Source organism: Arachidicoccus terrestris (assembly GCF_020042345.1).
Taxonomy (GTDB): domain Bacteria; phylum Bacteroidota; class Bacteroidia; order Chitinophagales; family Chitinophagaceae; genus Arachidicoccus; species Arachidicoccus terrestris.
Genome location: NZ_CP083387.1, coordinates 3,618,120 through 3,645,059, shown reverse-complemented (window position 1 = coordinate 3,645,059; position 26,940 = coordinate 3,618,120). Strand labels below are relative to the sequence as shown.

21 protein-coding genes are annotated in these 26,940 nt (G+C 41.4%); 8 read left to right on the top strand and 13 right to left on the bottom strand.

The genetic code is table 11. The features are described from left to right. The first annotated feature begins 69 nt into the window (after positions 1-69). The gene (locus K9M52_RS14145) at positions 70-2,505 is read left to right on the top strand and encodes a TonB-dependent receptor plug domain-containing protein (RefSeq protein ID WP_224069084.1); all 2,436 of its coding nucleotides are present in this window, start codon (positions 70-72) and stop codon (positions 2,503-2,505) included. Positions 2,506-2,684: 179 nt separating this feature from the next. Then, positions 2,685-3,098, top strand: a complete 414-nt coding sequence (locus K9M52_RS14140) for a hypothetical protein (RefSeq protein ID WP_224069083.1) — start codon at positions 2,685-2,687, stop codon at positions 3,096-3,098. Positions 3,099-3,229: 131 nt separating this feature from the next. Here the strand turns inward: K9M52_RS14140 and K9M52_RS14135 are convergent, their stop codons facing one another. From K9M52_RS14135 to K9M52_RS14105, 7 genes are all read right to left on the bottom strand, one after another. Beyond that, entirely contained in the window at positions 3,230-5,482 is a 2,253-nt protein-coding gene (locus tag K9M52_RS14135; protein WP_224069082.1) for a GH92 family glycosyl hydrolase, read from the bottom strand. Between the two features lie 149 nt (positions 5,483-5,631). Next, complete coding sequence (locus K9M52_RS14130) at positions 5,632-6,609, bottom strand: ROK family protein (protein WP_224069081.1); 978 nt, start codon at positions 6,607-6,609, stop codon at positions 5,632-5,634. Between the two features lie 72 nt (positions 6,610-6,681). Next, positions 6,682-8,145 carry an MFS transporter gene (locus K9M52_RS14125; RefSeq protein WP_224069080.1) on the bottom strand — a complete coding sequence of 488 codons (1,464 nt, stop codon included), beginning with the start codon at positions 8,143-8,145 and terminating at the stop codon, positions 6,682-6,684. Positions 8,146-8,210: 65 nt separating this feature from the next. After that, positions 8,211-9,608, bottom strand: coding sequence for a DNA repair protein RadA (gene radA, locus K9M52_RS14120; RefSeq protein ID WP_224069079.1), 1,398 nt, complete (start codon positions 9,606-9,608; stop codon positions 8,211-8,213). Positions 9,609-9,980: 372 nt separating this feature from the next. Continuing rightward, complete coding sequence (locus K9M52_RS14115; protein WP_224069078.1) at positions 9,981-10,988, bottom strand: N-acetylmuramoyl-L-alanine amidase; 1,008 nt, start codon at positions 10,986-10,988, stop codon at positions 9,981-9,983. Between the two features lie 21 nt (positions 10,989-11,009). Next, positions 11,010-11,915 (bottom strand): MBL fold metallo-hydrolase, encoded by a 906-nt coding sequence (locus K9M52_RS14110; protein WP_224069077.1) that lies wholly within the window; start codon positions 11,913-11,915, stop codon positions 11,010-11,012. A gap of 24 nt (positions 11,916-11,939) precedes the next feature. Beyond that, positions 11,940-13,268 carry a (Fe-S)-binding protein gene (locus K9M52_RS14105; protein WP_224069076.1) on the bottom strand — a complete coding sequence of 443 codons (1,329 nt, stop codon included), beginning with the start codon at positions 13,266-13,268 and terminating at the stop codon, positions 11,940-11,942. Positions 13,269-13,417: 149 nt separating this feature from the next. Between K9M52_RS14105 and K9M52_RS14100 the strand changes: the two genes are divergently transcribed. Genes K9M52_RS14100 through K9M52_RS14085 form a run of 4 tightly spaced genes read left to right on the top strand, consistent with a single transcriptional unit; the run spans position 13,418 to position 16,924 of the window. After that, complete coding sequence (locus tag K9M52_RS14100; protein ID WP_224069075.1) at positions 13,418-13,927, top strand: phosphoribosyltransferase family protein; 510 nt, start codon at positions 13,418-13,420, stop codon at positions 13,925-13,927. Positions 13,928-13,975: 48 nt separating this feature from the next. Continuing rightward, positions 13,976-15,718, top strand: a complete 1,743-nt coding sequence (locus tag K9M52_RS14095) for a phospho-sugar mutase (RefSeq protein ID WP_224069074.1) — start codon at positions 13,976-13,978, stop codon at positions 15,716-15,718. A 56-nt stretch (positions 15,719-15,774) separates the two neighbouring features. After that, positions 15,775-16,560 (top strand): HipA family kinase, encoded by a 786-nt coding sequence (locus K9M52_RS14090; protein WP_224069073.1) that lies wholly within the window; start codon positions 15,775-15,777, stop codon positions 16,558-16,560. After that, complete coding sequence (locus K9M52_RS14085; RefSeq protein ID WP_224069072.1) at positions 16,538-16,924, top strand: DUF3037 domain-containing protein; 387 nt, start codon at positions 16,538-16,540, stop codon at positions 16,922-16,924. Before K9M52_RS14090 ends, K9M52_RS14085 begins: the two co-directional genes overlap by 23 nt. Positions 16,925-17,078: 154 nt before the next feature. Here the strand turns inward: K9M52_RS14085 and K9M52_RS14080 are convergent, their stop codons facing one another. The 4 genes from K9M52_RS14080 to K9M52_RS14065 form a co-directional block, all read right to left on the bottom strand. Beyond that, positions 17,079-18,926, bottom strand: a complete 1,848-nt coding sequence (locus K9M52_RS14080; RefSeq protein WP_224069071.1) for a M1 family metallopeptidase — start codon at positions 18,924-18,926, stop codon at positions 17,079-17,081. Positions 18,927-19,015: 89 nt separating this feature from the next. Then, a complete protein-coding gene (locus K9M52_RS14075) occupies positions 19,016-20,593 on the bottom strand; it encodes a glycoside hydrolase family 10 protein (protein ID WP_224069070.1) in 1,578 nt (525 codons plus the stop codon). 63 nt (positions 20,594-20,656) lie between these two features. Beyond that, positions 20,657-21,130 carry a MarR family winged helix-turn-helix transcriptional regulator gene (locus tag K9M52_RS14070; protein WP_224069069.1) on the bottom strand — a complete coding sequence of 158 codons (474 nt, stop codon included), beginning with the start codon at positions 21,128-21,130 and terminating at the stop codon, positions 20,657-20,659. 10 nt (positions 21,131-21,140) lie between these two features. After that, the gene (locus K9M52_RS14065) at positions 21,141-22,127 is read right to left on the bottom strand and encodes a radical SAM/SPASM domain-containing protein (RefSeq protein ID WP_224069068.1); all 987 of its coding nucleotides are present in this window, start codon (positions 22,125-22,127) and stop codon (positions 21,141-21,143) included. Positions 22,128-22,345: 218 nt separating this feature from the next. Here K9M52_RS14065 and K9M52_RS14060 point away from each other — a divergent pair, with 218 nt between their 5' ends. Beyond that, positions 22,346-23,434, top strand: a complete 1,089-nt coding sequence (locus K9M52_RS14060; RefSeq protein WP_224069067.1) for a mannose-1-phosphate guanylyltransferase — start codon at positions 22,346-22,348, stop codon at positions 23,432-23,434. Between the two features lie 50 nt (positions 23,435-23,484). Here K9M52_RS14060 and K9M52_RS14055 read toward each other — a convergent pair whose 3' ends face one another. After that, the gene (locus K9M52_RS14055; RefSeq protein WP_224069066.1) at positions 23,485-24,639 is read right to left on the bottom strand and encodes a glycosyltransferase; all 1,155 of its coding nucleotides are present in this window, start codon (positions 24,637-24,639) and stop codon (positions 23,485-23,487) included. Between the two features lie 67 nt (positions 24,640-24,706). Here K9M52_RS14055 and K9M52_RS14050 point away from each other — a divergent pair, with 67 nt between their 5' ends. After that, the gene (locus tag K9M52_RS14050) at positions 24,707-26,500 is read left to right on the top strand and encodes an ABC transporter ATP-binding protein (RefSeq protein ID WP_224069065.1); all 1,794 of its coding nucleotides are present in this window, start codon (positions 24,707-24,709) and stop codon (positions 26,498-26,500) included. Between the two features lie 8 nt (positions 26,501-26,508). Here K9M52_RS14050 and K9M52_RS14045 read toward each other — a convergent pair whose 3' ends face one another. Continuing rightward, positions 26,509-26,889 carry an RDD family protein gene (locus K9M52_RS14045; protein ID WP_224069064.1) on the bottom strand — a complete coding sequence of 127 codons (381 nt, stop codon included), beginning with the start codon at positions 26,887-26,889 and terminating at the stop codon, positions 26,509-26,511. Between the last annotated feature and the right edge of the window lie 51 nt (positions 26,890-26,940).

The following is a 26,940-nucleotide window of genomic DNA, read 5'->3' as shown; positions in this document are numbered from 1 at the left end:
GAAATATCCCTTAACTTCGAGGGATATTTTTTGTATATTACTTCATTTAATTATAAACCCACTGTACACATGAATCTGCGTTTTGGAAAAAATTTATTTAGGATGCTGTCGGTGTTCATGGCAGGCCTTGCAGCCGGCAGCACTCAATTTGCCAGCGCCCAACGCATCGATACTTTGATTAATAATTACGGTGCTAAATACCCACAAGAAAGAATCCATCTGCATTTTGACCGGCACAATTATGCGCCTAAAGATGATATCTGGTTTAAAGCCTACCTTGTATCGGGCATAATGCCCGATCAACTAAGTAAGACACTTTATGTAGACTTCAGTGATGAGACTGGTAAAATACTGGCCCATGACGCCTACCCTATAGCAAATGGAGCCACCAGGGGGCAGTTTTCGGTTCCCGATAGTATTCGTGGAAATCTGATACACGTGAGAGCTTATACAAAATGGATGCTCAACTTTGACACATCATTTTTGTTTAATCAAGACCTGACTGTAATTCAACCGGCCTCCAAACGCATCAAAGGCGAACCACCAGCGACAGTGGCCAAGTTATATTTTTTCCCCGAAGGAGGCGATCTGATAGCAGGTCTGAACACCCGTGTCGCGTTTATGGCCGAGAATCAGTACGGTCAACCGGTGAAAGTTGCCGGCGTGGTCAAAGATGGCGACGGCAAGGAAGTCGCTACCATCAAACCCGAACATGATGGCATGGGCAGTTTTCACATCCTGGCTAATGCAGATGCCACCTATACCGCTACCTGGACAGATGACAAAGGCGAAAGCCATACCACCTCGTTACCAAAAGTTAAACCCAGTGGAGCTTCTATTGTTGCCAAACCCACTCTAGGCTCTACTTTATTTGCCGTTCAACGTACCGAGAATGCACCGGAAAATTTTAAAACCCTGCATATCGTTGCTACTACCTATCAGCAATTGGTCTATATGGCCAATGTATCATTGAAGGACAAATCTATGGTCAGTGGTGCCATACCTACTGCAGCCTTCCCCAGTGGCATATTGCAGATTACCTTATTTGATCAGGCATGGAAGCCTGTTTCAGAAAGGATCGTATTTGTAAACAACGGTGAGGCTGAGTTTCATCCGGAAGTGGGGTTCTCGAAACTGAGTTTTGATAAAAGGGGACAAAATGAAATTGTGGTAAATGTACCGGATTCTGTTCCCGCCAATCTTTCTGTATCAGTCACAGACGCAACGGTCGGCGCTGACAGCTCCAGCAACCTGATCTCCCGGATGCTACTGACTTCCCAAATCAAAGGCCGCGTTTTCCACCCGTTTTATTACTTCTCTGACACAACGGATGCAATCCGTCAACAGCTTGATCTGGTCATGCTGACACATGGATGGAGAAGGTATAACTGGGATCGACTCATGCAACATGAAGACCCAAAAATCACATATCCAGCCGATACCAATTACCTGACTTTCTCGGGCAAGGTTTATGGCGCCTCTCCCGCTCAAATCGCTGCCAGCGGCACACTAGTTGCCATCACAAAATCCAAGCAAGATACGGCCGGAAGATTTATCATGGTGCCTTTAGAGCGCGATGGTTCATTCAACGATCACAATACCATCTTTTTTGATTCTCTGCAAGTCTATTACAAATTTGCAGGTAAGAAAAATACCATGGAACGAACCGCGACCATCAATTTTATGCCGGATAGGCTTAAATCACCCGGCGAGGTAAAAATGGATATCAATGATATTATTAAGGCCCGGGTTTACGATACCACTGGACTTGCCGCCAGCAGACGGCTCTATGATCAATATTGGGCGGCCACCCATATGGAAACCAACCTGGAAGATGTAAAGGTGACGACAAAAGCCAAGTCGCCGGAAGAAAAACTCAATGATAAATACACCAGCGGGCTATTCAAAAGCGATAATGGCTACACATTTGACGTGATGAATGATATCGCAGCGCAGGGTTCATTTAATATCTTTAGTTATTTGCAGGGCCGGGTAGCCGGGTTGCAGATAAGCAACGCGCAGAGTGGCACCCCAAGTATGACCTGGAGAGGCAGCTCTCCGTCACTTTTTCTGGATGAAATGCCGATCAGTGATGCCAGCCAGCTTTCCAATATCAGTATGAATGATATTGCTATGGTGAAGGTATTCAGACCTCCCTTTATGGGCGGGTTCGGGGGTAGCCCGGGAGGCGCCATTGCCGTCTATACCCGTAAAGGCGGCGATGTACAGAGAGAAAAAGGCGAAGGTATGCCGCATAAAACGATTGCCGGTTACTCTTTAATCAAAGAATTCTATGTACCGGATTACCTAAGCCTCACTCAGGACAGGAGCAAGACAGATGTTCGCTCTACTCTTTACTGGAACCCGCTGATCATGACCACACCCCAGGATCATGAACTGCGTTTTAAGTTCTTCAATAATGATATCACAAAGTCCTACCGGATCATTCTGGAAGGCATGAACAGTGAGGGGCAGTTCACCCATATAGAAAAAGTGATCCAATAGCCTATAAAAATAATTTATAATATAAACTGCCGTCCCATCCCGTGTTCGGCAGTTTTTTTATATTCCAGGTTCATCCTCGTAGAAATAACGAAAATTTATTAAGGAGAAATGCCAGAATTAGATTGATTTTCATTAACTTGTTCATACATTTTTTTAAACCTTAAAACCCGATTAAAATTATGAGTGAACAAAATAATCAGCAGGAGGAAAAGAGCTTCTTTGATAAAGCTAAAGAAGGCCTGTCTCATTTAAAGGACAAGGCTGAAGAAACCTGGGAAAACATTGAAGATAAAGCTGAGGATATTTGGGATGCTACCAAAGAAAAGGCCGGCGATGCCATGGATGCCGTTAAGGAAAAAACTGCTGGTCTCGGTGACAAAGCTGAAGACGCCTGGGAAAATTTAAAAGATAAGACCCAGGAAACAGCAGAGAACCTGAAAAGCAAAATTAATGGCACCGAAGCTGAAGCGGCTGCCAAAGCCAGCGATGTAGTAGCAGACGCAGCCAGCAAAGCCAGTGACGCTGCTAATGCAGCGGCAGATGCCGCCAAAAACGCAGCTGATAACGCCGGCAAAACCTCCCCTTCTGCCTGACTTATCGGTTAGTACATGAGCATAAACCTGCTACAGGGTAAAAAAAGCAGCTATTTTCAGACCAGATTTGAAAATAGCTGCTTTTTTAAGAGAAGTAAACCAACATTAGAATTATGCTCAGTGGGCTTGCTTTATTGGTCTTTCGGGCGATCAGATGGCGCCGTACCAAAATCCTTATTAGGTGTTGCCCCCATGGTGAATTCCAACGTACCTCCACTAATGATATCCTTATAGGTAATGTAAGATTTAGCATAAGGCTTCCCGTTGAGTTTTACGGCCTGAATATAAATATTTTTACCAGTCAGTTCACGTGCAATTACAGTAAAGCTCTTGCCACCACCCACATCAACTGTGGCCTTGTCAAAAAATGGTGTGCCAAAGACAAATATGCCGTTTGCCGGGTTGACCTGATAGAAGCCCAGCGATGAAAGGACGTACCAGCCACTCATTTCTCCACAGTCATCATTACCGCAAAGCCCGTCTGGTTTGTCTGTATAGAATTTTGTAGCGATCTCGTTTACTTTTTCCGCGGCCTTCCAGGGCTGTCCGGCATAATCATAGAGATAAGGTACATGATGCTCAGGTTCATTTCCTTGTGCATACATACCAATCAGTCCAGAGATATCCGGAGAGGCTTCAGCGCCCATATCGCCCTTTACAATAAACAAACTGTCGAGTTTCTTGGCAAATGCAGCATCTCCGCCAAACAGACCGATCAGACCATGTACATCCTGTGGCACCAGCCAAATATACTGCCAGGCATTTCCTTCTGTATAATCGTTCTCTCTGTGTACAGACTGGAACGGGTTAAACGGCGTTCTAAAATGACCATCAGACATGACACCCCGCATAAATCCAGTGGTTGAATCAAAATACCTCTTATAATACTGGGCTCTTTTTGAAAACGTATCATAAATATCCTGCTTGCCCAGCTTTTTAGCGGCTAGCGCAATACTACCATCATCCACAGCATATTCCAGCGCTTTGGATACCGCCTCATTTTCCTTATCCGCAGGGATATATCCCAGCTTCTTAAGATAGTTCAGTCCAAATTCATCAGTATTGGCCGTTTTGACCAAAGCCTCCATTGCTAAATCAGTATCAAATCCGTCAATCCCTTTAACGATCGCATCTGCAATCACAGGGGCTGCACTATAACCGACCATGCAATTGGTTTCATTGCCCATCAGGTGCCATACCGGCAATTTTCCCTGTTGCTGATAAATGGCCAGCATGGATTTTACAAAATCCACGACCCGATCCCTTTCAATTAAAGTATAGAGTGGATTTAACGCTCTGTAAGTATCCCATAAAGAGAAAACAGAATAATTCTGAAAGTCAGCTTTCTCATATACTTTCTTATCAGTACCCCGGTAACTGCCGTCATGATCGTTAAATAAAGCCGGATCGATCATAGAATGATATAGAGCTGTATAAAAAACCCGCTTCTTGGCAGTATCAGGTGTCTCGATCTTTATCTTAGCGAGTGCTTTTCTCCAGCTATCCTGCGCATTTTCTTTAGCGGCCTCAAAATCCCAATGAGGAATTTCCGCATCTATATTGGCAATCGCCCCTTCAGAACTAACCGGAGAAATACCGATTTTAAAGGAGACAGACTTCAGATCCTTTCCATAAGAGATTATACCTTTCGTACGCACGGCTGTTAAAGAATTATTAGATTTAAAAGCAGAGGAGTCAAACACATCCCACCTATTAATTGGTTCAGAGCTGCGGATCGCAAACCAAAGCCTTTGATCATTCGCCCAACCTTTGGAAAAGCGGTATCCTACAAGTGTCGTGTCATTGAGTCGGGCAATATGGGTTTTGACAGGTGCATCCCAGCCAATACCCTGTTCCAGGTCAATGATCACACGGGCACTGTCTGTACCAGGGAAATCATATTTCTGATAAGCTACACGCTGTGAAGCCGTGATCTGCACCTGAATATCATTGTCAGATAGTTTTACGCTGTAGTAACCAGGAGCGACCTGTTCATTGGCATGAGAATAATGTGCGCTGTAACCCGATGTAGGATCTTGCTGGGTACCTGTCATGGTACGAAGAGGTCCCAGATAAGGCATCATCAGAACATCTCCCAAATCACCAATGCCGGTCCCACTTAGATGCAACTGAGAAAACCCCCTTACCACACTATCAGAATAGTTATAGCCCGAACACCAGTCCCATCCCTGGGTGATATTAGTCGGCCCTACCTGAACTGCTCCGAATGGCACTGACGCACCCACAAATACGTGTCCGTGAGCGGCCGACCCGATATAGGGATCCACATATTGCAATACATCGTCCTTATTTACTGACCCTGGGTTGGTAGCACAACTTGCCAGAAAGAGCAAGGCTGCTGATACAATCATTATACGTTTCATGAATAGTTGCTTTTATTATATATACTGTTGACGAATATTGTCTTGTCTCATAACAAACGCCTGTCAGCGAATTTATTCAATTTGCGCAACAGGCGTCGTTAATGAATTTCCTAAAATGTTAATAAAGCGTTATGCCAGTTCTCCAGGCTTTATTTGAGTTCCCAAACCAGTGCACTGGCGCCCAGAATAGCTGCATCTGATTCTTTCAGCTCACTGGGGATAATCTGTACTTTATTTTTATAGATCGGCAACAGATTCTCCTCCATCACTCTTTTAGCCGGCTGAAAAATCAATGCACCAGCCTTACACAGACCGCCAAACAGAATAATTGCTTCGGGTGAAGAGAACATTACAAAATTAGCCAGGGCCTTGCCCAGAATTTCTCCAGTAAAAGTATAGGTATCTCTGGCAATATCGTCACCCTGGATGGCACAGTCATACACCAGGCGACTATCGATTTCATTGTCTTCATAATGACGCAGGATACTGGGTTTATCTGGATACTTCTTGAGTAATTCAAGAGCTGTCAACATGACACCAGTAGCGGAAGCATAGGTTTCCAACGATCCTTCAGCTCCGGTTGACCAATGTTTACGGCCTCCTGGAATGATGATCGTATGCCCGAGCTCGCCGGCAAATCCGTCATGTCCATATACCATTTCCCCATTCACAACAATTCCACTTCCTACACCGGTTCCCAGTGTAATCATGATAAAGTCTTTCATCCCTTTAGCGGCACCATAGGTCATTTCTCCGACAGCCGCTGCATTGGCATCGTTGGTCAAAGCAGAAGGCAGATTGAACTTTTGCTGGATGAGCGAAGCCAGTGGGATCTTCCCCTTCCAGGGCAGATTCGGCGCATATTCAATGTTACCATTATAATAATTGCCATTGGGCGCTCCAATACCGATACCACGCACCAGTTTATCACTGCCAAATTGATTGAGAGCGGGCATGATGGCTGCATATAGCTCATCTATATAATCATTGACATTGTCATGCTTTTTTGTAGAAATAGCCCCCCGGTAAGCGATCTCGCCCCGGTGGTCTACAATACCAAATACCGTGTTGGTACCACCGATATCAATACCAATGGCCATTTGTTGTGAAATAGGAATAGATAACATAGTTGTATTTACGATGATTGCTTTATTGAATTTAACAGGTTCATTGTATAAATTCTTTTTCCGGGTGCAAAGTTAATGCCCGCCGCTGACTTTTACGTCATAATCGATGCCTTGACTTGCTAATATTTTTTTAACTCTCCAGGCATAGAAGGCCAGATAGGCAAAGCAGCATACCGGGATAAAATAGCTGAACTGAATGCCCAACAGGTCGGGAGAGGCCAAAAGCCCCTGGAATACACTCATCACACCTCCACCCATGATCATCATAATCAGCAAACTAGAGCCTTTATTGGTATATTTGCCAAGGCCTGCTATCCCCAATGTAAAAATACAGGGCCATAAAGTGGAACAAAACAAGCCCACGCTGATAAAGGCATAAACACTCACCATGCCGTCAGAGAAAATGCCGATCAATAGCGCAGTTATACCCATGATGCTGAAAATCAATAGCTGACGGGCTGGATTTCCTTTGCTCAGATAATCACAGATGATCAGCCCTAAGATGATGATTACATAGATGTAAAAGGGTGTTACATCATGTTGGGCGATCTTATTGACCAAGAGAAATACACCAAAAGCAATATAAGGCATCAGTACTCTGAGTACTCCTTTTGCTCCCTGAGAGATATCAAAGGCGCCAATAGAGCCGGTCCAGCGGCCAATCATCAGGCTGGCCCAATAAAGCGATACAAATGGTGCAATATTTTCTGTTGCAGTACCCAGATGCTCTTTCATAAACTCCGGAAGATTGGAAGCCGTAGATACTTCCACTCCCACATACAGGAAAAGTGCAATCATACCCAGCACTAATTGCGGGTACTTAAAGACACTGGATCTGTGCAGGATTTTATCATCCTCGGTTGACTCCTCCTCCGCGACCTGTTCCAGATCAATTTTATTGGGCACTTTGGAGAATTTAAAGATCAAAGCGACTAAGATAAACGCAGCCCCCAATACCAGATAAGGGACTTTAATACTGCTGATAGAGGCATGAGAATGATCACCCGTGACGGATCCAAAGATGGCAAAACTGACGATTAACGGGCCGATAGTAGTCCCAAAGTTATTGATCCCTCCTGCCAGGCTTAAACGCTGAGATCCGGTTTTAGGGTCTCCCATGATCACAGCCAGTGGATTGGCCGCAATTTGCTGTAAGGCAAATCCTAAGCCCACTATAAACAAGCCAGATATAAACAATAAAAAGGACGAAGACTGGGCGGCTGGAAAAAAAAGTAAAGTGCCGGCCGCAGATATTATCAAACCTACAGAGATACCATTTTTATACCCCAGATCTTGCAATAAGTCTCTTTTACGGGTCTCACTGACAACCATAAAGATGATTGAGCCCACCGTGTAAGCGAAATAGAAGGCGAAGGAAACCAGTTGGCTATATGCCTGAGAGAGGTGCAAATTTTCTTTAAAGACAGGGATCAGGATGTCATTACTGGCAGCCACAAAGCCCCAGAAGAAGAAAACAATAATCAGGGTTCCGAACTGTCCCCATTGTGTTTTTTGCACCGTTTGGTTGTTTTGCATGAATATATTTTAAAATTTTGTATAATGATGAGGCTAAAATACTATAAGTTTTTAATTTTTTTAGATTATTCTCTAAATAGAAGATCATAGAGCTCTTCTACTTTACCAAGTGCCACCACCTGTATGTTTCTAGCCTGATCGGCAAATCCCTTTTTATTATATTTTGAGACAATGATCTGTTCAAAACCCAGTTTCTCTGCTTCGGCTACTCTTTGTTCGACCCTGTTTACCGCTCTGATCTCTCCGTTCAACCCTACTTCACCGGCAAAACAAATAGTGGGTGGTAACGGCTTATCTTCGTATGAAGAGAGCAAGGCTGAGATCACGGCCAGATCGATAGAAGGGTCTTCTACTTTTAATCCGCCGGCGATATTAATAAAAACATCTTTCATCCCGAACAGAAAACCGCCCCTTTTCTCTAAAACAGCCAACAGCAACTGTAATCGTCGAAGGTCGAACCCACTGACAGTTCTTTGTGGTGTTCCATAAACACTTTGCGTGACAAGGGCCTGTACTTCCAGCAGCAAAGGTCGCATCCCCTCCATACTGGCCGCAATAGCGCTGCCACTCAACTGTTCTGTCTTTTGTGTGATCAGAATTTCTGAAGGGTTATTAACAGCACGCATGCCACTGGCGGTCATTTCATAGATACCTAGTTCAGCTGTGCTGCCAAAGCGATTTTTCAGGGTTCTGAGTATCCGGTAAGCGTAATGGCGGTCGCCTTCAAACTGTAGTACCGTATCGACCATGTGCTCCAGGATTTTTGGACCAGCGATATTGCCATCCTTGGTGATATGGCCAATTAAAAAAACAGGCGTATTCGTTTCTTTTGCGAAGCGCTGAAACTCGGCAGCACATTCCCGGATTTGTGATACTGTACCCGGAGACGATTCGATAATGTTAGATTGCAATGTCTGAATCGAATCCACAATAATCAGCTGAGGCCTTAATTTGCGGATCTCTTTAAAGATCTCCTGTGTAAGCGTTTCAGTGAGTAAATAAAACTGATCACTGTGTACGGCGATTCGCGCTGCACGCATTTTAATCTGTTGTTCACTTTCTTCCCCGCTGATATATAATACACGATAGTTTTGTAATTCAAGTCCGGCTTGTAAAAACAGCGTACTCTTACCAATTCCCGGTTCTCCGGCCACAAGCACGATGGATCCCGGGACAATTCCGCCGCCCAGAACCCGGTTAATCTCCGCATCACTGGTCAGAATCCGAACTTCCTTTTGGGTCTCGATCTGATCCAGTGTCACAATACGGGTATCCCTTCGGGTGCCCGTATTATCGTCGGCTATCTGATAATCTGACCAGCTATTAGGCGACTGACGGCTGCCTGTCTGAATCACTTCTTCTACAAATGTGTTCCAACTGCCACAACTGGGGCATTTACCCAACCATTTCGGGCTTTCATAGCCGCAATTATTACAAAAAAAGGCTTTTTTTATTTTCGCCATATTTATTGCTTATCCTGAGCGCTTTATAGAAGAGCAGCTGTTGATCTATGGATCAAACCCGTGGGGTCTTCATTGTCTTTTTTCGACGGTTCTTAAAAATGTTGCGGACCAGCTACACTACAATTACCCATTGAGCACCGTTTATATATAAAATGAGGCATCGCTCAAAAATAAGGGCTATCCTCTATAATATTTAACAAGATCTCCTGCTTAACAACTTAATTGCAAGTTCTTTACAAATTGTCCCCAGTCCCTAATTGTTAGTTATATACAACCGGCACATCATTTTAAGGCATTCCACTATTAACAATTATAGTCACCTAACGGTCCGTCAACCGCTATCCTGTCAATTCTTTTAATGGTAACCCGTGATCAGAGGTATTTAGTATACAGCTTATACAAAATCTTCCGCTCCTTGGGTGATAATACCTTATCTCCGGATTCCGTTCCGCAGAAATGCCTTCTAAAAGCGACGATCGCTTTACTCACATTGGAAACATCATATCCGATAATACGAAGGGCCAGATATTCATTAAAATCAGCTGGCACTTCCACCCCTGATGTATCCCCATACCAATACCCAAAACCTTTTTCCGCTAGCTTAGCCCACGGAAAATGGACATTAGGATCGTTTTTACGCAGCGGGGCATAGTCGCCATGACCGATAAAATTAGCCTGAGGAATGTCAAACCGCTCCTTCAGCCCCTGCAAAACAGCTATCAGGGCATCAATCTGTTTATCTGTAAAAGGTTCAAAACCATTGTTATCTAACTCGATACCGATAGAACAGGAGTTCATATCCGTAATATTATTCCATTTACCATTGCCAGCTTGCCAGGCGCGAAGATAGTCATTGAGCATATGCTGCACTTTGCCATCTCTGCTAATTACATAATGAGCACTCACCTGGGTTCTTTCCAGCGTAAAAGTATGCAGGGTTTGTTTTAATGAAGACTGTGCGGTATGATGGATAATAACGTATTGAGGTTTCCGCAGATTAAAATTAGTCGTACCTACAAAACTATCGCCATATTCAACATCTTTAATATCTCGCGCTGGCTTCTCCAGGATTGTATCTGCATACGCTGTTGCCAGGCGTTCATAGGTCTGATTAGCATAAGCGGTATCTACATAATATGGGTCCGCTTTGACTGGTTCGGGTGCATGGTCGCCTGCACCGCCCCTTGTTTTGTTATCTGTATGCTTTGGCTTGGATTTTTTACTTTTTTTACCAATTTCTACCGGCTTATCGCCGTTTAAGGCCATATCCCGCTCTGCTTTCAGCCGATCAATGCGCCCCGGAACGCTGCCTCTTGAACAACTGGAAAAAAATAAAAAGATAATGCTCAGGGCGATCAGATTGTACTTCCTCATTATCATCTGGATTCGTTTTAAGAGTTTCTAAGGAGTTTTGCCACTCTTTAGATCCTCCAAAGTAAAGATTTCACGGGGAACCACCTTCCCTTTTTCATTAATTTTAACGGTACAGCATTGGTTTTCAGCATCATGTTCAAAAAATATTATATATTCTTGCTCCAAGGCTGCCTTAAGAAAGTCATTTTTTTCATCCATGGCCAGGAGCGGAAACACATCATAACTGGCGATATATGGCAAAGGTAAATGCCCTATGGTCGGGATCAGGTCTGTAACATACACTAAGGTCTTCCCGGCAAACTTGATATAGGGAATCATCATGCCTCTTGTATGCCCTCCCACGACTTTATAGGAAAAATGCTCCGTAAAAGGCAATAATTCATCTGACCAAAGTCGGTCTGTTTTGCTATCTTTTGAAGTTGCTGTGGGTAAAAATTGCAGTTGCCCGCTCTTTTTCAACGGCAGCAGATTCTCTTCAAGAAAAGAAGCTTTTTCCCGGGCATTAGGATGAGTGGCCCAGTCCCAGTGAAGTTCATTGGACCAGTAAACGGCATTAGGGAATGCTGGTATGAGTTTTCCTGTGGCCTTCTCTCTAATAACGGCCCCTCCGACGTGGTCAAAATGCAAGTGTGTCAGAAAAACATCAGTAATATCCGCTCTTGTATAACCCTGTTTTTTAAGAGAATCGTCCAGACTGTTCGGACCGTGTAGGTAATACCTGCCAAAAAACTTCTCATCTTGTTTATTGCCTATTCCGGTATCTATCAAAATTAATCTGTCAGCTTCATGGACAAGCAGAAGCCGCATGGCCAGATCACACATATTATGCTCATCAGCTGGCAGCACCTTCTCCCAAAGCGTCTTTGGGACCACTCCGAACATCGCTCCCCCATCCAGTTTAAATAAATCTGTCTCTATGCTGCATATTTCCATGGTCTCGTGGATTTGCATTCGCGATTAGGCCTCTTGCATCCATTTATCCCTGTCATCAGGAGAAAACTGCCAAGGCGCAAAATTGTTTTCAATATTCTGGAACATACTGTTCCATTCCATCGGTGCCTTACTTTCTTCCATAACAAGAAAGCGGCGCATCTGAAGGATGATATCTAAGGGTGAGATACTCACCGGACATTCCTGAACACAGGCATTACAAGTTGTACAGGCGTTGAGCTCTTCTACTGAGATGTAATCATACAGGAGGCTCTTGCCATCATTCTCGAAGGTTTTGTTTTTCTGGATATTTTTGCCGACTTCCTCCACCCTGTCACGTGTTTTCATCATGATGAGCCGGGGACTGAGCGCCTTACCGGTGCTGGTTGCCGGGCAGGCTGCGGAACAGCGTCCACACTCTGTACAACTGTAGGCATCCAATAGATTTTTCCAGTTAAGATCAAAGATATCCTTTGCACCAAAGGGTGCCGGCGCTTTACCCTCGCCTGCAGCGGGTTCGCTAACAGCTCTTTCCGGTTCCATCGCCAATAATACTTCCTGCTGGATATCCGGCATATTGTCCATTTCTCCTTTTGGCTGCAGGTTCGCATAATAGGCATTAGGAAAAGCCAGAATAATATGCAAGTGTTTAGAGTAAGGCAAATAGTTCATAAACGCCAGGATACCAATAATATGTAGCCACCAGGCCGTCCTTTCTATACCGATCAACGCGGCATCTCCCATTCCGTTAAAAATGCCATGTAACCCACCGGAAATCAGAAAATGCGTCGATGGCGTATTGACATACTCCCCTACACCTCTGGCAGTCAGGACTGTATCGCAGCTATTCATAATAAGAAACAGCGACATGAGCGTAATCTCTGCAATCAATATATAATTGGCATCATCATGCGGCCAGCCGTTCAGATCTTTGGAAACCAACCTTTTTACCTTGACCGCATTTCTGCGTAGTAAAAAGATCAGGCAGCTGACCAGCACTAATAATGCCAGTATTTCAAAAGCATTAATCAGAAAAATATACACCTCCCCGATACCGGCAAAAAGCCGGTGATATCCCAATAAGCCATCCAAGATAATTTCCAGTATCTCAATATTAATAATGATAAAGCCCGCATACACCAGCAAATGCAATATGGCCACCAATGGATTACGGAACATCTTTTTCTGACCAAGCGCCAATAAAAAAACGTTCTTTATCCGCTCAGATTTGCGGTCAGTTATCTTTTTTTCACGACCGAGGTTAATATTTCTTCTAATTTGTCTGCATTTTTTTGTAAACTGCCATATGGCTACAGAGAACAGCGCTACAAACAAAAATTGCGATACAATATGCATACTTTACAGTTGATGCGCTAAGATAATTGATAATTATGAATGTTATAGCAGATTATAACTGATATATCCATAATTTTAGGCCTTCAAACAGTAACAAAAAAAATGGCCTTAGGAAAAACTCTCACGGTCATTCACTTATAAATATTATTATGGCAAAAGATTTTATTTTAAACAGGAGTTCTGCCAGAGAAAAATTACACCGTATGGCGCTACAGATCGCAGAAAACCTAAATGACGATCATCAGGAACTTACGCTTGTTGGTGTGGAGCAAAACGGCACAGCAATGGCCCGGCAGCTGGAAGGCTTTTTGAAACAGTATATTACAAGTCCTATAGAGATATTAACGGTTTCTCTGGACAAAATACATCCTACAGAGGTAACGCTTTCTGAAAATAAAGACTTTAATGACAAAAGCATAATTATTATAGATGATGTCAGCAATTCAGGTAAAACCCTGCTGTATGCGACAAGACCACTGCTCGCTTACCATCCACGCCGTATACAAACTTTGGTCATGATCGAACGCATGCACCGGCAATTCCCCATTAAACCGGATTACGTTGGGCTTTCTCTGGCCACCACCGGAGAGGATCATATTCGGGTAGAGATTGAGAATGGGGAAATAACAGGCGTTATTTTCGATACGCTGGGTAAGTAGTTATCAAACACTATACAAAAAAGATTCACCTTAAAAATATCAACAAATATGGCGTCAAATACACAGGATCAGGCCCTGATTCAGGCTAAAATAGATAGTTGGCTCAATGGCAACTATGATGACAAGACAAAAGCAGAAATTAAGAGACTGCAGCAAGAAGATCCTCAAGATCTAACAGAAGCATTTTACAAGGATCTGGAATTTGGCACCGGTGGCTTAAGAGGCATTATGGGTGTGGGCACGAACCGTATGAATAAATATACAGTGGGTATGGCCACACAGGGGTTTGCAAACTATTTAAAAAAATCCTTCAAAGGCCAGGAAATCAAAGTCGCCATTGCACACGATCCCCGCAACAACAGTCGTTTTTTTGCGGAAACCGCGGCGGGTGTATTTGCCGCTAACGGCATCAAGGTTTTCTTATTTGATGACTTGCGCCCGACACCTGAACTCTCTTTTTCTATCCGGCATTTAGGTTGTCAAGGAGGCGTTGTATGCACCGCTTCACATAATCCCAAAGAATACAACGGGTACAAAGCTTATTGGGATGATGGCGCACAGTTAGTACCTCCCCACGACGTCAACGTCATGGACGAGGTGTCTAAAATAAAAAATATTGAAGATGTGAAATTCTCTGGCGGTGAAAAACTGATTCAGCTCATCGGGAAAGAAGTGGATGAAGCATATATCAAGATGGTAAAGGGCCTAAGTGTTTATCCGGATGCCATCAGTCAGCAAAAAGATTTAAAAATAGTGTATACCCCTATTCATGGCAGCGGGATCAAGTTGGTACCCGATGTACTGAAGGCCTTTGGTTTTAACAATATCCATATCGTAGAAGCTCAGCAGGCGCCGGATGGCAATTTCCCAACAGTAGTTTACCCTAATCCTGAGGAAGCAGAAGCAATGAGTCTCGGTCTTAAAATGGCGACCGACCTGGATGCGGATATCCTATTGGGGACAGATCCGGATGCAGACAGAGTCGGCATCGGCATTAAAAATCACAAAGGCGATTGGATACTTATGAATGGCAACCAAACCGCTGTGCTGGCATTTACCTATGTAATGGAAGCCAGAAGAGCTAAAAAGATCGCCCGTCCTGAAGACATGGTTGTCAAGACTATTGTGACCACAGAGATGATTGATAAAATAGCTGCCGCCAATGAAGTTCATTGTTATAATGTCCTTACCGGATTTAAATGGATTGCTGAAATGATCCGCGAAAAGACAGGTAAAGAGCATTATGTCATCGGCGGAGAGGAGTCCTTTGGGCTGATGATTGGCGACCAGGTAAGAGACAAAGATGCAGTTTCTGCGGTAGCCCTTCTTTCTGAAATGGCTGCCTATGAAAAGAACCAGGGCAAAACGCTCTATGACAAACTGATTGAGTTATATATTGAATACGGCCTTTTCTATGAGAAACTCAAGAGCATTACCAGAAAAGGTATGCGCGGACAGGAAGAGATCGCTGAAATGATGCAGGCATTCAGGGAAAACCCACCTAAATCGCTAAACGGATCTGAAGTAGTGCAATTACTTGATTATCAACTCAAACAAGGTAAGAATCTACAAACAGGAGCCAACTGGTCCATAGATTTACCCAAAAGTAATGTACTGCAATTTATCCTGGCAGACGGATCGAAAATATCAGCGCGCCCTTCAGGCACTGAACCTAAAATCAAGTTCTATTTTAGCGTGCAGACCACTCTGGCCAAAAAAGAGGACTTTGACATACGCCTGGCAGAGCTGGAAACAAAAATTGATAATATTATCCGGGACCTCAAAGTCTAAAATCGCTCCATAGCGCAGATTTTATGAAGTATCTGACGGTCCCCTATTAAAATTTTATGATAGAAATCAGAAGTGTTCAGGTAACACGCTATGTTACACCGCTCAAAGAAGGTGGATCTCTTCCCGCCATTGCAGAGGCGGATGATGGATTTACGTATGTGGTAAAATTCCGGGGAGCTGGCCAAGGCATCAAAGCGCTGGTAGCCGAATTAATCGGTGGCGAATTGGCCAGGTTGCTCGGCTTTAAAGTTCCTGAAATTGTCTTCGCGAACCTGGATAGTGCATTTGGCAGAACCGAACCCGATGAGGAAATACAGGACCTACTCAAAGCCAGTGTCGGAGAAAACTTGGCGCTGCATTACCTGAGTGGCGCCATCACCTATGATCCGGCCGTTACAACGATCGATACTGAAGCGGCTTCCAGAATTGTTTGGCTGGATGCGCTGATCACTAATATGGATCGGACAGCAAGAAATGCCAATATGCTGACCTGGCAGCGTGAACTCTGGTTAATAGATCACGGGGCGGCTTTATATTTTCATCATAACTGGACAGGACATGATACCAGCAAAAAAAGCGAATTTGCTTTGATTAAAGATCATATCCTACTACCGCAGGCAGCAGAACTGGAGAAAGCGGATCTAATCTCCAAAAACCTTATCACTGCTGAAAAACTGCGTGAGATTATCGACTTGATTCCTGATAATTGGTTAAAGGAATATGACAACCAGTATTCGCCTAAGCAAGTCAAGGATACCTATTTTAATTTTATCTGGTACCGGGTACAACATTCTGAAATTTTCGTAAATAAAGCCATTGATGCAAGAGCCGCTCTTATATGAATATGCTGTCATTCGACTGATGCCTCGCGTAGAACGTGAGGAGTTTATCAATGTAGGTGTGATCGTATATTGTAAAGCTACATCCTATCTGGACTGTAAGTACCATTTAAATCTTGACAGGATACATTGTCTGTGCGCGGAAGCGCTTAATATCCAGGAAATCACAGCGCATCTGGATTCATTTGTTACGATAGCCCAGGGAAAAATATCAAATCATCCTATTGCACAGTTAGACCCGGCTTCCAGATTCAGATGGCTGACCGCCGTAAGAAGTACCGTTATTCAAAGCTCCCGCATCCATCCTGGAAGGTCTGTTGACCCATCGGAAGCTTTCGAGGAGCTATTTGAAAAGATGGTGCTTTAAAGTGGTCCGGTCATTTAACAATAAAGTCCCCGTGTTCTTATAAACACGGGGACTTAAATCTTAAAATCTATAAAGAATCCGCTTACAAATTACTTTAAAGACGGCTTATCTGTTTCCCCCGAACCAGTTATAACAGATACATTCCGGGGCTACATTATTGCAAACTGTTATTTAGTTTATCCACATCGGCCATTTGCCCATAGGGGTCAATTTCTACAGATTTAATGTCTGTGTTAGGCCTACTTAATTCTAACTGATATGTGGGGCTTGTCCAACGCCATTCCGGAGCAAATATCCAAGTGTAGTAACTATTGTCAGCTGGTTTATGCCCATACATCATCCCCAATGGAATATTGTACATTTCCTGCCGACCATCCTTATATGTTACCAGTATATCGAGTGGCATAGGCATCTCTCCTTTACGGATGATCTCGACAACACCATGATTGTTCTGAGACGAGATATTGCCAATAGCATAATCAATTGTTTTAGTCGAGTAGATCCAATATCTTTTATACCATTCCAATTCCAGGCCGCTCACCTTTTCTGCTACGCGGATCAGGTCATTTGGGTTGGGATGTTTAAAACCCCATGTGTTAAAATAACTGAGTAGAAAAGCATCCATATTCTTTTTACCAATGATGTAGCCTAATTGATCATAGAAGACTGCCCCTTTTCCATAGGCAGCAGCTCCATACGCATAATTGGTGTTATAATGATCTGAATGCGTACTCATAGGCTCCTCCAGTTCACTTTTCACCAAATAGTAGTATGATTTATAGCTCTGGTCATACCAAGTGCTGTCATGATGTAACCACCCAAAAATGCGGGTCTGGAAATAGGTAGCTCCCCCTTCATCCATCCAGGGATATAAGCTCTCATTACTTCCCAGAATTCCCTGATACCAGTTATGCCCGAATTCATGTAAAGCTGTCCCCAGACTAGCCCCCTTGATCAGGGTCGCCATAGGATATTCCATACCTCCATCACCGCCCTGGATAAAAGAATAATTTCTATAAGGATAAGCACCAAAAGTCCTTGCAATATATGGATAGACATATGCAACAGAGTCTGCCAGGAGATTCCAATTGGTGTCATCAGTAGCTGATGTTCTTTTATATACAAAATAAAACAGAGGCCCCTTTTCAATTTGCCGCTTTATCAGTTTGTATTGGTTATCCGCCGCCCATACAAAATCATGAACACTATCCGCCTTAAAGTGCCAGGTAGTAGTTGCTGACTCCTTTGGTGGAACTCCAGCCGTCTTTCCATACCCAAACCCAACCTCATCTGGATTTTGAATAGTACCTGTTCCAGCAATTAAATAATTTTTATCTATCGTAATATTTACGTCATAACTGCCCCAGACACCATAGAACTCTCTTGCAATATAAGGATTTGCGTTCCAGCCCTGGTAATCATATTCAACTAGTTTGGGGTACCATTGACTCATACTATAGCGAACACCCTCCTCGTTATCACGCCCGCTTCTTCTGATCTGTTCGGGAACCTGCGCCTCAAAGTCAATGGCCAGATCAGTGGATGAATGTGGCAGAATCGGATTTTTCAGTGTCACCTCAAGAATCGTTTCATGGACAGTCAGCTCTTGCTCTTTTCCATTTATTCTCAGAGACTTTACACGCTGATAGCCTATTTGCTTGTCAGTCAATTTGGAAATCCTATCTCTTACCCGGGGATCCCAATCATGTACAGGTTGCCCCTTTCTATTTTTACCCAATATTATTTTACCCAATTCCCTGCTACGTACATCCATCATACTGCCTGGCTGGAATGCATTCCAATACAGATGTATAAAAAGACGATGAAGGGTGTCAGGAGAGTTATTCCAGTAAATAACTTTTTCTTTACCGGTCACTTTGTTGGTGTTTACATCCATATTTGCATCGATGGTATATTTAATTCTTTGCTGCCACCGCTCTGGTTGTGCATGCAAAATAAGTCCATACCCTACACCTAATAAAAATAGTAAATATCTTTTCATACCTGTTGTGATTAACATATCAATTTTGATCGGATAGACTTGCTAAATTACGCAATTACTACCAACTGTTCTTATTTAAGCAGTGTTTTTTAATGGCCGTTAAAACCTTGCCAGGTCCCATCGCTTTTCTTCTCAAAGCGGATAATATTACTTTCTGCACTCTCATTATTTTCACGATCTACACTCGTAACAGAGACGTAAAACTTCTTGCTGTTAGACGGAATATTACTATTATTTAAAGCAAACTGAAAAAGATCGCCTTTATTATTGCCCACAATAATCTGTTCCGGGTGCTCACCTAACGCTTCGATGGTTCTTCCGGTGTACAATACGTATTTATTAACGATCTCACGTTTAGAGATTTCATTCAGTGCTCCCTGAATTTGCGGACTCCCTCCATTTCCAGCCCATATTTCCGGTGCGTTGGGAGGATTCTTATCAATCCAGAGCATCGGTGGGATTAATGCAGGTTTGCGATAATAATTGTTTTTAAGACTGTCTACAAAGCCATTAGGATTAGAATTAAAAGATTTATTACTAAAAAATAAGCTTCCCTGAACCTTATTCGGGAATTGGCGCAGGAATTTAATTTCATTCGGTAATTCCTTAGTATCAGCCCAGCCCGAGACGTCTCTTTCATCTGCATGATAAACAGCCTGTCCAATATACAAATCTCTTCCATAAGTGTGATGCGCCCACCAGTCCAGCAAAATTCTAAAATCCTGGCCAGACTTCCCTATTTTCCAGTAAAGTTGTGGAGCAACATAATCGATCCAGCCTTCTTTTAGCCAAAGTAGAATATCGGCATACAGATCATGATAATTGGTCAATCCTCTAGTGTCGCTGCCTTCAGGGTCCACATATTTATTCTTATAGATGCCGAACGGACTCACACCAAATTTGACCATAGGTTTGATACGTAAAATCGCATCATGAACCCGTTTGATTGCCGTATCACAGTTAGACCGTCTCCAATCGGCAAGGCTCAGACCTTTGCCATATTTCTGATAGGCAGCGTCATCATTAAAATGCTGGGAAGTCGGATATGGGTAAAAATAATCATCCAGATGAATTCCGTCAACATCATAACGATGCACTATATCTTTTACGACACCGACCAAATAATTAACAGTTTCTGGCAATCCTGGATTAAAAATGAGTTGTTTGCCATATTTTACAAACCATTCCGGGTGTCGCTTAGTAATATGATTAGACGCTACAGAGGATTTTGTAACATCGAAAACCATCCGGTATGGGTTAATCCAGGCATGAAATTCCAAGCCTCTTTTATGGGCTTCCTCAATCATGAATTTAAGAGGATCATAATATGGCTCAGGTGCTTTCCCTTGTTTACCTGTAAGGTATTCACTCCACGGATCATATTGAGAAGGGTAAAAGGCATCGCCAGCCGGTCTGACCTGAACAAAAACGGCATTCATTCCCATTGCCTTGTCCTTATCCAGAATCTGAATATATTCTTTTTTTTGCTGCTCTGTACTTAAACCTGATTTACTGGGCCAATCGATATTAATAACTGTGGCAATCCAAACACCGCGCATTTCATATTTTGGGGGAAGTGATTGGCTTCGCCCTGAAATACATAAGGTTCCGATAAAATAAACAATAAATAAAAACCTTAACGACTGTTGGAATTTTGTTTTTAACATACTTGAATAAATAATACAATAAGGAACAATAATGAATGCAAAATGATAAGTAAAGATGTGTACTCAACAGCACTTATCCGGGTCAGCTCCTCTCATTTTACTGAGTAGGGCGCAAAGCGTAGCCGCCTCCTCTTCATTAATATTGTCACGGATAGGTTTTTCAAGGACACCGACCTTCCCTTTAATGTCCGACAAAAGATCCAATCCTTTAGGGGTCAGATAGACCTCTACCAGCCTTTTATCAATATTTGAGACCTTCTTTATAACTAGTTCTTTTAATATAAGCCGATCGATCAACCTGCTTGCATCACACATTTTCTCCAGCATTCTTTCACGGATCTGCAAAATACTTAATGGGATTTCGCTGGCTTCAACAATACGCATAATATTATACTGTTGTGCTGTAATATCGAATTCATCAAAAAATTTGCGTACAGAATCCATGAGCCAGCTCTCTGTTAGAAAAATGCTTAATCTAACCAGATGAAAATCATTCCTAAATTCAGGGAAATCAATATTTTTAAGTTTGTCTTCCATTATTACTTTATTAATCTTCCCATACAGACAGCCCTTCAGAACAATTTGCACAAATATCAATGTTTTTTCTACCGGCCATCAATTCCCTCCGAAATTGCTTATAATTATCGTTATGCCAAATCTCCTTAAACGACTGTGTTTTCAGGTTTCCCAAACGATGCATGGCATCTTTATCAAAACAACAGGGAACGACTAACCCATCCCAGGTGATTACATTAGACTGCCAAAGCTTCCAGCAATGGTTTTTCATTCCGCTCTTCACCTGCATCTCTCCATTCTTATCCCTTCTATACCGGCTATATTTATCAATAGTAGGTATCAGATTATTAGGATCATCTTGATAATCATAAACTTGCGCCGTTTTAAAACGAACCTGATCGACCCCGATTTCTTTAGCCAATTTTTTTACATCTTCAATTTGATGCTCGTTGGGTTTAACCACTAAAAACTGGAAAAATACGAAAGGAGTCTTGCTATTGAGCTTTTTCTTCCATTTTACGATATTCCTGGCCCCTTCCAAAACTTTTTCCAACTTGCCACCGACTCGATACTGTTCATAGACCTCCTGGGTCGTCCCATCAATCGAAATAATCAATCTATCCAACCCGCTTTCAATGGTCTCTTTTGCCTTTTGGTCGGTCAAATAGTGCGCATTAGTGGATGTAGCCGTATAGATGCCCTTCTCATGCGCATATCGGACCATTTTCAAAAAATCAGGATTCAGGTAAGGTTCTCCCTGAAAATAAAAGATAAGATATAATATTTCTTTATATATATCATCAATTGTATCAGTGAAAAAATTATTTTTCAGCATTCCTTTTTCTCTTGTAAACGCTCTCAATCCGCTTGGACATTCCGGGCATCTTAAGTTACAGGAAGTCGTTGGTTCAAAAGAAATCGACATGGGATAGCCCCATTGAATTGGCTTTTTACGAATTTTGCTCAATTCAAAACTCATCGTGACCTTTGCGGCATTCCAAAAACGCCGAAAAGTCATTTTCTTCATTAAATTTATACTGTCATTCCAATTAAAATACATAACCACAAAAATAATGTTTAAACGTATATCTATGGTTTATTATTGACTTTTTTGCATTTTATGGCTAAATTGGTGCCACTTTAGCAGGGTTCCCATTAAAAATAGCGAAAAATAACAGGTATTATTTTTTTAGGATAATCTCGTTATCTTCGCAATCGATCAATAATATTTACTCTGTGCAAAACAATGAACACCATTATGTTGTAATACTTGCGGGTGGAATCGGCAGTCGGTTGTGGCCCAAAAGCCTAATGGCTAAACCTAAGCAGTTTCTGGATATACTGCATACGGGAAAGACATTAATCCGTCAGACCTTTGAACGGTTCGCTCCTTTTATACAGCTAGACCATATTTTTATAGCCACCACGGAAGAATACGCTGCACTGGCTCATGAACAAATTCCTGAACTTCCTATAGAAAATATTATCCGGGAACCCAGCAGGAAAAGCACTGCTCCCTGTGTAGCTTATATTTCCATGAAACTTTTGGCTAAGGATCCGGATGCGAATTTAATTGTCGCTCCAAGTGACCATATCATAATGGACACTATTGAATTTACAAAAGCAGTCGAAACAGCACTTGATTTTTCCGCCCATTTAAATGCACTTGTTACACTGGGGATCAAACCACTTTATCCAAATACAGGCTATGGCTATATCCAGTATGAAACCAGAGAGGTGGCTTCTGATATCTATAAGGTAAAGACTTTTACCGAGAAGCCCAATCTGGAACTGGCTAAGGTATTTCTAGAAAGTGGTGAATTTTTATGGAACTCAGGTATTTTTATCTGGCGTGTAAAAAGTGTTCTAAATGCTATCGAAAAACATCAGCCCGAGTTATTTGAAGTGTTTGATGCAGAAAGGGACAACTTCAATAAACCGGAGGAACAAGAAGCTATTAAACGTATCTATCCGCTTTGCACCAATATCTCAATAGATTTTGCCATTATGGAAAAATCCGAGAATGTTTATGTAATCCCATCGTCCTTTGGTTGGAGTGATCTGGGTACCTGGAATAGTGCCTATGAGAACCTGGAAAAGGATTACTTAGGTAATGCCGTTACAGGAAAACACATCGTAGTTATTGATGCTACGAAATGTATGATCAGTGCACCGGATAAGAAGTTAGTCGTTTTACAGGGTCTGGACGACTGTATTGTAATTGACACAAAAGATTCCCTGCTCATATGCAAAAAAGAAAAGGAACAAGAAATTAAAGATTACGTGGCGGAAGTAAGAAGGAATTTTGATGACGACTACTTGTAATCTGCCTCAACAAAAAGATGACCAAAATAATCCGGCGGGCAATTGCCGGATTATTTTTTTTTCAATACCTTCTCATAGACCTCTACTATTTGCCTGCCAACTACTTCGGGATTATATTTGGCCTGTGCATCCTCGGAGATTCTCTGCCTGTTGTATTTGTCATAATTCAGTATCATAGACTCCATAGCCTTATACAAGACCTCTTCATCGCCTGGAGGTACCAGAATACCGTTGGAATCGTCCACCATTTCCGGAACACCACCAACAGAAGATGAAATAACTGGAACGCCGCAACAAAGGCTTTCCAATATTACACAAGGCAAATTTTCTGTTGTGCTGTATAAAACGAAGGCATTTGCCTCCCTTATCAAGGAGGCAACCTCTTCGTGTTCCTTTAACCCATAAAACACAATTGAATCCTTTGGAAGTCCTAACTCACAAACATATTCCATTAGCTCAGAACTTGCAGGCCCCACTACTTCTAAAACAGCCCTCTTGTATTTATATCTAATTTTTTCAAAAGCAGTTACAATCTTATATGGCTGCTTCAATTCATTAAGAGAAGAAACATGAATGAACTTAAACTCCCTTCGGTTGTTACATGCTTTAGTTAAATAAAACAATGCAGGATCTACTACGTTAGGCACCACGATAGGATTAATAAAAGGAAAAAAACGCTTCAGGTGGCTTGATAAATCATTGCTAACTGGTAAAATATAATCTGCTTTTCTAAATATTTTTTTAATTGTCCATTTGATAAAAAAACTGCTATTGGCATAATTTAAGTTTCCCGGCTTATTAAAATATGACCAATGTTCAGTTATAATATAAGGAATTTGGTATCTCCTTTTTAACCAAAGAGCTATCAACCCGGCTCTGAAAGAGACATGAACATGAATAATGTTTGGATGAATCCCATTTTTATATAAAGATTTAAACTCCTTATTATAGAGGTATAATAAAGCTATAAAATTAAACACGCGGAATCTACCTAACCTAGGAAATAGTAGGACCCTCTCACTAATATTATTATTAATATCAAAATTACGCTCAACGAGTCTATCAACTTTAGAAGAAGGTTGGACAAATAATATCGCCAACTTTGCGAAATTTGACGCCGCTAGAGCGTGCCTGTAGATAAAATCTCCGTTCTGCTGAGACTCAATGGTTGGATACCAACTCGGAAGCCATAACACATTGATCATATTTTTTATTTAAAAATCCATACAAATTATTACAATGATACTAACTTTACAAAAACTCTAAAGCTTAATGTTAAATTTAAAATACAGCAACTCCATATTAGGATATTTTAAATTTTACTATTCTATAATAAATAATAAAATATATAATTATATATTAATAAATATAATCATAGGTTTGTTTGATGGAATAGGATTATCATTATTTATTCCATTATTGTTATTCAACAACTCCGATAGTACCGTTAATGCAGCAAATTCAAAGTTTCTGAATGCTTTTGTTTCGATTATGCACTCTACTCACATCGAAATAACAACATTATCAATACTTCTCCTGATATTAACCGTGTTCGCAATTAAAGGTTTGTTTCGCTTTTTGCAAATGTTTTATTTAGCTAAAATGAAACAAACATTTGTAACCAGCATCCAAAAAAACCTGGTCAATGGACTATCGAATTTATCCTATGCTGGGTTCACGAAGCTGGATGCAGGCAGAATACAAAATAACTTTGTAAATGAAGTGAATAAGCTTTATATAACGATGACTTATTACTTCAATTGTGTCCAGTATGGAACAATGTTATTAACCTATATTGCTCTCTCTTTAATGACAGATTTTAGAATTTCACTTTCGTTAATAATACTATCCAGTATTACCTTATTCTTATATAAATCCTATTTCAAAAAAACAAAAGAAACGTCAATTGATCTATCTATTCACGGAGACGTTTTCAATAGCCACCTCACTCAAGCCATTAATCATTTCAAATATCTAAAGGCCACAAGTTATCTTAGTAGATATTCCCAAAAGCTAATTCAAATCATTCAAAAGACTGAGCTTTTGAATTTAAAAATGGGTAAGCAGTATGCAATAACAGAAGGCGTAAAAGAGCCAATTGCTATCTTGATTATCTGTCTTATCATTTTTTTTCAAACTAAAATGCTAGGCCAATCCTTAGAAGGGATAATGATATGTCTATTATTGTTATACAGATGTCTCATCCAGTTTACCCTATTGCAATCATCTTGGTTGTCATTTTTACAAAACATTGGTAGCATGAATTCTGTTTCAAAAATAAATTCAGAGATAAAGCTAAATCAGGAACACTATCCGCTGACTAAATTACAACTTCCAATTGAAAAGATAGAACTTGTAAATACGTCAGTAATGCTATCAGGCAGAACAATAATTGCGAACATTAACCTTACAATCAAACAAAATAGCATAATCGCGTTCGTTGGACAAAGTGGCGCAGGCAAAACAACTTTAGCCAATTTAATTATGGGTCTATTCCCTCCCGATGAGGGAAAAGTCCTAGTTAATGACAAGGACTTGCATCAATTGAATATCGATAGTTATAGAAACAACTTTGGCTACATTTCTCAAGATACGGTCATTTTCAACACTAGCATTTTTAACAACGTAACATTTTTTGATCTCCCAAATGAGGCAAATAAGAAAAGATTTTGGAAAGCAATTAAAACTGTGTTTCTTTATGAGTTCATTCAAGAACTAAAAGAAAAAGAGAATACAATTTTAGGAGATAATGGAATTCTCATCTCAGGAGGTCAGAAACAACGCATTTCTATTGCAAGAGAGATCTATAAAGATTCCCCAATATTAGTCTTGGATGAGGCAACATCCTCTCTCGATTCAACTACAGAAAATATAATCAAAGAAAGTATAGAAAAGTTAAAAGGGCAAAAAACAATAATTGTCATTGCACATAGAATAGCAACTATAAAAGATGTTGATACAATATATTTGATTAATAATAAAAAGATCCAGAATTCTGGCAGCTTCGAAAGTCTATTTTCTGACTCCGAAATCTTTAGGGTAATGGCCCAAAGTCAATTATTCTAAAACACCTATCAAGCCTCAACAACATAAGTATTACTTAAATAATCATGCAGCGTTCTGCCACTCAGAAACGGAATGAAAAACATGTCAATTACAACTAATCTGACTAGTGACCTCACCAAAACCTGGATAAAGGAAGCTCTCCTCCCATTCTTATCGACCACTTTGCTTATACTGAGCCACTTACCTGGTGTCCTACTCCAAATTGCCTCAAAAACAAAATAATAAACAAAAAGGCTAATAAAAAAGAAACTATAGGGCGGAAGGGGCGTATATCCCCAATACAATACGTGGAAATTATACCACTTGCTAAAAGCATATCCTATAATAAATATCAATAATGTATCTATCAGAAAATTGAGTACTCGGGTACCTGTTCCAACAACTTTCATTGTCCTATATTTAAAATTTGCACGAAGATAGGTAAAGTGGCCGTTTTTCTC